This window comes from Sulfuricurvum sp. (assembly GCF_028688295.1).
Classification (GTDB): domain Bacteria; phylum Campylobacterota; class Campylobacteria; order Campylobacterales; family Sulfurimonadaceae; genus Sulfuricurvum.
Genome location: NZ_JAQTYM010000101.1, coordinates 1 through 5503 on the forward strand (window position 1 = coordinate 1; position 5503 = coordinate 5503).

The following is a 5503-nucleotide window of genomic DNA, read 5'->3' on the forward strand; positions in this document are numbered from 1 at the left end:
GAAGCGTTGGTACCGTTTTTGGCAAACACAACGCAGATGGCATGGAAACTGATGGATGATGAGAAAAAAATTCTCCTAGAAGGTGCTCAGGGGACGATGCTTGATATCGATCACGGTACCTATCCGTACGTTACCAGTTCATCAACCATTTCAGCGGGTGCATGTACGGGGCTTGGGGTTAATCCAAAAGATATCGGAAAAGTAACAGGGATCGTCAAAGCGTATTGTACCCGTGTCGGAAACGGCCCTTTCCCGAGTGAAGATCACGGTGAAATAGGTGAGCGTTTGCGTAAACAAGGGCATGAATTTGGGACCACTACGGGCCGTCCGCGCCGTTGTGGATGGTTTGACGCGGTAGCATGTCGCTATGCGAGCCGTTTGAACGGATGTGATGATCTCTCTATTATGAAACTCGATGTATTAGACGGTTTCGATGAAGTTCAAGTGTGTGTTGCGTATGAAGTGAACGGTGAAGTGATCGATTATATGCCGCTTGATCTTGAGAATGTAAAACCGATCTATAAAACGTTTCCTGGCTGGGATAAAACAGAGGGTGTTCGCCGATTTGAAGACCTTCCTGCAACGGCTCAAGAATATCTTCGTGCTATTGAAGAGCTAACTCAAACTAAAATCGGTATGATTTCTACTTCACCGGATCGTAACGACACTATTTTACTTTAAATTGATAAAAGACAATCAATTTTTCCCCGTCATTCCGTGCTACGACACGGAATCCATCCTCAATCTCCACTTTTACTATTCAACATAATCTAATATTTTTTGTATAATAAGCGATTGTTTTATCAAAGGTCGTACGAAATGGCACCGTGGATCATGCCGCTTTATATTTTTTCTGGGATCATTATGGCGATAGGAGCATATCTGACGATCCGATATCGTCCTTACTGCACTCTCAAAAGTCCTGAGCGGGAAATTGCGATGGAGTTACATCGGAAGAAATTGTTGAATGAACCGATGAATAGTGATGAAAATCACAAAAATAGTGTGTACAAAAAGAATACACAGATTTATAACTATTGGTCTGGAATTGTTCTTTTGGCTTCAGTCGTTCATATAGTACTTTTAATAGATAGTTCTATGCGAGAAACACCCATTGCTAAAGTTATTATTGGATTGATAATATTTGGACTATCAACTTGGCTCACTGGCTCTGCAAATAGATTGCCTCATTGTATTAAATTTTTTGGAATAGGTGGACAATCAAAAAATGATCAGCTCAATAGTATTAATACGCTTATGCATAATAATACAGCTGAATACAACTTTTTAACACATCCAACTAAGTATTTTCAACTACAACAATTTAGTCTCTTTCTTGGGGTCATGTTAAGTATTTTGCTTGATGTATGGTTTGGACTAAACGGTAGTTTGATGATAGCAAATTAGCTAATGTACAATTACACAATAATATTTTGCATGATGATGAGGAGTGCCCGTGAATGAAATCGCCATGGTAGACGAACACACCATCCAAAACAAAATCTATACTCTTCGCGGGTTGCAGGTGATGCTAGACAGAGATTTAGCGGAGTTGTATGGAGTGGAGACAAAAGTTTTTAATCAAGCCGTCAAACGTAACAGTGAGAGATTTCCTTCTGATTTCATGTTTCAACTGACAAAAGAGGAGCTTGAAAATTGGAGGTCACAATTTGTGACTTCCAATAAAGAGAAAATGGGACTCAGACGACCGCCTTACGCTTTCACAGAACAAGGTGTTTCGATGCTCAGTGCCATTTTGAAGAGTCCAGTTGCGGTTGATATGAGTGTGAAAATTATAAGAACTTTTGTGACTATGCGAAAGTTTATCGCCAGTAATGCTTTGCTTTTTCAGAAAATCGATACGATAGAGCAAAAGCTTTTGAAGCACGATGAAAAATTCAATCAACTCTTTAGTGCCATAGAATCCAAGGAACTCAAACCCGATCATGGGATTTTTTACGAGAACCAAATTTTCGATGCCTATGTGTTTGCCAGTGATCTGATCAAAAGTGCCAAACGCTCCATAGTTCTCATCGATAATTATGTGGATGAGAGTGTATTGGTACTGCTATCCAAAAGAGTCGATGAATGCCAGGCAACGATCTACACCAAAACAATTACTTCGCAACTCTCACTTGATCTTAAAAAGCATAATGCCCAATATCCACCCATAGAGATCAAAGAATTTTCCGCTTCACATGATCGTTTTATCATCCTTGATGGAGAAGAGATATATCATATCGGTTCAAGTTTGAAAGATTTAGGCAAAAAGTGGTTTGCGTTCTCGAAATTTGAAAAAGGGTCGGTTGAGATGTTGGGGAGATTAGAATAGATGAAATCAAAATATGAGCCTTTGGTTAAACTCAAAAAAAAGGCTCTTGACACTGCCGAGCGTGCTCTTATCGGTGCGAACAATGCGCTCTCTTCCGCCTCTGACAAACTTAATCGTGCTTATGAAGAACTTTCTAAGATGGCCTTACCTGCTAAAGGGTCTGTAGGAGAATTTACCCAAGCTACTGCCATGATTCACGCACAGCACCAAAGTATTGAAGAAGCTCAGCAAGTACTTCAAACCGCAGAGCAACGTCAAATACAAATGCGCGAGCGTTTTAAAGAGGCTATGGTTGATTTTGAAAAATTCAAATATTTGGAAGTGCAAGAGATGAATGCACAACTCAAAGAACTTAAAGAGCAAGAGGCTAAAATGCTTGATGAGATTGGGACAATGACCTATAAAAGAGAGATTTTATGAAAATAGTATGGGTAATAACATTTTTAAGTATGACATTGCTTTTGGGTGCACCTGCGACAAAATCGTATGAATGTACTAAAATATTTGAAGACCGAAAAAATGAGCTATTGGTCGAATTAGAGCGGATTGATGAACAGAAACAATCGCTCGACTCGCTCAAGCGAGCCACCGAAGAACTTTTACGTAAAAAAGAGGCAATGGTACAAGGAAAAGATACTAAAGTCGATCAAAAACTCTCTGAGATAAAAGCCAAAGAGGCATCGATTAAAAAAATGTTGGAAGAGAATAAAAAAGTTCTAGATGAAATGAAACAACTAAAATCAGATAAAGTTTCGCAAGCTTTTCTAAAAATGAAACCAGCTGCTGCGGCACAAATCCTCTCAGCGATGCCCTCTACTGACGCATCAGAAATCTTAATTACCCTTAACAGTAAAATTGTCGGACAGATTTTAGGGAAGATGGATCCCAAAAAAGGATCAGAGATTACCGATAAAATGAGGAAATTACCGCAACCCCCTCGATAATCTCCTATTTCCTCTAAGCGATTTTAGAGGTATTTTAGGGTAAAATGCAAAAAATTTCACTCTAAGGTTGGCAATGAAGGTTTCACTGACACACGTACCCCATATCGCGACGCGAATCGCTGTTGATCTTAGCCGCAGCGGTCTGGTGACCATGACCAAAGGGCTTGAGACTACCGCCAAAGAGGCTGAGACTATTTTGAGTGCTAACATCAAAAAAGAGATGGCCTTAGAAGAAAAAGTAAAAGAGATAGTGAACGCCAACGAAGAGCAAATCGATTTTTATCTCGCTGATGAGCGACAACTCTTTTTTATGATCAAAAAGAAATTAGCACCTGAATTCGGCGTTGTTTTGTCGTATGAAGATCGTTATTCAGATATTGCACATCAGATTTTAGACGTATTGTATGAAGAAGATTTGATTAATTACGATGTGAGTGAAAATCGTATTAAAAATATCATTTACGATGCAATTACCGGCTCTATTGCCGATTCAAGCGAAATCGAATCAGCAGTATACGAAAAGATCAAAAGCTACAAACGCAATTTGATTCCTGGAACGGATGAATACGAAATTATGTATGAAAAACTTTATAAAGATGAATTGGTTAAACGGGGGATGATGTAATGCGTGATGTCTGGATTTATCTCGAAAACGGCACCTATCTTAGTGCTAAAAGCTTTGGAGCAGACACAACTGCTGTTGGGGAAATCGTTTTCAATACCTCTATGAGCGGCTATCAGGAGATTATTACTGACCCCTCTTATGCCGGACAATTCGTTACTTTTACCATGCCAGAAATCGGAAACGTTGGGGTGAATTCTGAAGATATGGAGAGCACGAAAGCTCACTGTAAAGGTATCATCGTACGCCAATATCAGAAAGAGTATTCATCCTTTCGTGCAGAAGAAGCATTGCATAGCTTTTTAGAAAAACATGGGATTATCGGTATTTGCGATATTGATACCCGCTTTATCACGAAAATGCTCCGAACACAAGGGGCGATGATGATGATCGCTTCGACAAAAGTTTCGGATAAAGAAGAGCTCAAAAAAATGCTTGAAGCCTCTCCTCGTATTGAAGAGATCAATTACATCGAAGAGGTAAGTACCAAAATATCATACACCCATCGTAACGGTATTTACGATCCGTTCAATTTCCGTTATAACGATGCTCCAACGCCGAAGGCCCGTATTGCGGCAATTGATTTTGGGGTTAAACGCAATATCTTAAATGAACTCACTGAAGCAGGTTTAGAGGTTGAAGTATTGCCAAACTCATTCAGTGCCGATATGTTGATTGAACGTTACGATAATAAAGAGATCGATGGTGTTTTCCTCTCAAACGGACCAGGAGATCCATTGGTCTTAAAGCGTGAGCAAGAAGAGATTAAAAAACTAATAGCGCGTAAAATTCCACTGTTTGGTATTTGTTTGGGACATCAGCTTTTGAGTATTGCACACGGTTACGATACTCACAAGCTTAAATTCGGACATCACGGCGGAAATCATCCGGTTAAAAATCTTCAAACAGGAATGGTCGAGATTACGGCGCAAAACCATAATTACAATGTCCCTGAATCGGTACGCGAAATTGCGACGGTCACCCATGTGAACCTTTTCGATAGCACGATCGAAGGATTGCGTTATAACAGTGGTAGCGTATTTTCTGTCCAACACCATCCAGAATCAAGTCCCGGTCCTAAAGAAAGCCGATACATTTTCAGCGAATTCCTCCAACTTCTTCAACGTTAACTATAGGTTAAGAGATAATTTCTCCTAACCTGACGCTAAAAAATCCCAAAAGTGTTACTTTTTTACCCCAAATGCTTTATATATACTTAAAATAATCACTTTGTTACAAAAGTGTTAAAAATGTTTAATAATTTAAGATTCCTCAAATACTCGTGTTGCTATCATTAGAGCGTTTAATAGCCTACTTTTGTTACAAAAGTGTTAAGGGCATCTCTAAAAGTTGTATCTTTAGCTTTTAGAGGTGCCCTAATAGGCTCTTATGCTTTGAATCTTTAAGGAGGTCGTAAATGGAGAATCGTCCATTGGAGTATGATTACACGGTTGCGAAGTGGTTTATGCTTACAACTGTTGTTCTCGGTATTGTCGGGATGCTTGTCGGCGTTATTTTGGCGTGGCAAATGGCGTTTCCAGCTGTGAATTTGATGGCGGGAGAAGGATTGGCAGAGTACACCAACTTTAGTCGTCTTCGTCCGTT

Annotated in this window: 7 protein-coding genes and 1 pseudogene; all 8 read left to right on the forward strand. The window is 39.6% G+C overall.

What is annotated here, in order from left to right:
- Positions 1 to 681: adenylosuccinate synthetase (locus tag PHR02_RS12825; RefSeq protein WP_299992605.1), on the forward strand; the 681-nt coding region annotated here is incomplete at its 5' end.
- A gap of 138 nt (positions 682 to 819) precedes the next feature.
- Positions 820 to 1407: a hypothetical protein gene (locus PHR02_RS12830; protein WP_299992606.1), complete on the forward strand. Its 588-nt coding sequence runs from the start codon at positions 820 to 822 to the stop codon at positions 1405 to 1407.
- Between the two features lie 49 nt (positions 1408 to 1456).
- Positions 1457 to 2332 (forward strand): ORF6N domain-containing protein, encoded by an 876-nt coding sequence (locus PHR02_RS12835; RefSeq protein WP_299992608.1) that lies wholly within the window; start codon positions 1457 to 1459, stop codon positions 2330 to 2332.
- Positions 2333 to 2752: a flagellar export protein FliJ gene (locus tag PHR02_RS12840; RefSeq protein ID WP_299992610.1), complete on the forward strand. Its 420-nt coding sequence runs from the start codon at positions 2333 to 2335 to the stop codon at positions 2750 to 2752.
- The gene (locus PHR02_RS12845) at positions 2749 to 3276 is read left to right on the forward strand and encodes a PDP protein (RefSeq protein WP_299992611.1); all 528 of its coding nucleotides are present in this window, start codon (positions 2749 to 2751) and stop codon (positions 3274 to 3276) included. Before PHR02_RS12840 ends, PHR02_RS12845 begins: the two co-directional genes overlap by 4 nt.
- 73 nt (positions 3277 to 3349) lie before the next feature.
- Positions 3350 to 3901, forward strand: a complete 552-nt coding sequence (locus tag PHR02_RS12850) for a DUF507 family protein (RefSeq protein WP_299992613.1) — start codon at positions 3350 to 3352, stop codon at positions 3899 to 3901.
- Complete coding sequence (gene carA, locus PHR02_RS12855; RefSeq protein WP_299992615.1) at positions 3901 to 5028, forward strand: glutamine-hydrolyzing carbamoyl-phosphate synthase small subunit; 1128 nt, start codon at positions 3901 to 3903, stop codon at positions 5026 to 5028. The genes PHR02_RS12850 and carA overlap by 1 nt, the downstream gene beginning before the upstream one ends.
- A 287-nt stretch (positions 5029 to 5315) precedes the next feature.
- Positions 5316 to 5503 (forward strand): annotated as a pseudogene (locus PHR02_RS12860) (cytochrome C oxidase Cbb3); the annotation flags it as partial.

Bases quoted from the DNA above. Each gene is read 5' to 3' on its own strand.
- PHR02_RS12830 (WP_299992606.1), top strand. From the start codon at position 820: ATGGCACCGTGGATCATGCCGCTTTATATTTTTTCTGGGATCATTATG.
- PHR02_RS12840 (WP_299992610.1), top strand. From the start codon at position 2,333: ATGAAATCAAAATATGAGCCTTTGGTTAAACTCAAAAAAAAGGCTCTT.
- PHR02_RS12850 (WP_299992613.1), top strand. From the start codon at position 3,350: ATGAAGGTTTCACTGACACACGTACCCCATATCGCGACGCGAATCGCT.
- carA (WP_299992615.1), top strand. From the start codon at position 3,901: ATGCGTGATGTCTGGATTTATCTCGAAAACGGCACCTATCTTAGTGCT.
- PHR02_RS12845 (WP_299992611.1), top strand. From the start codon at position 2,749: ATGAAAATAGTATGGGTAATAACATTTTTAAGTATGACATTGCTTTTG.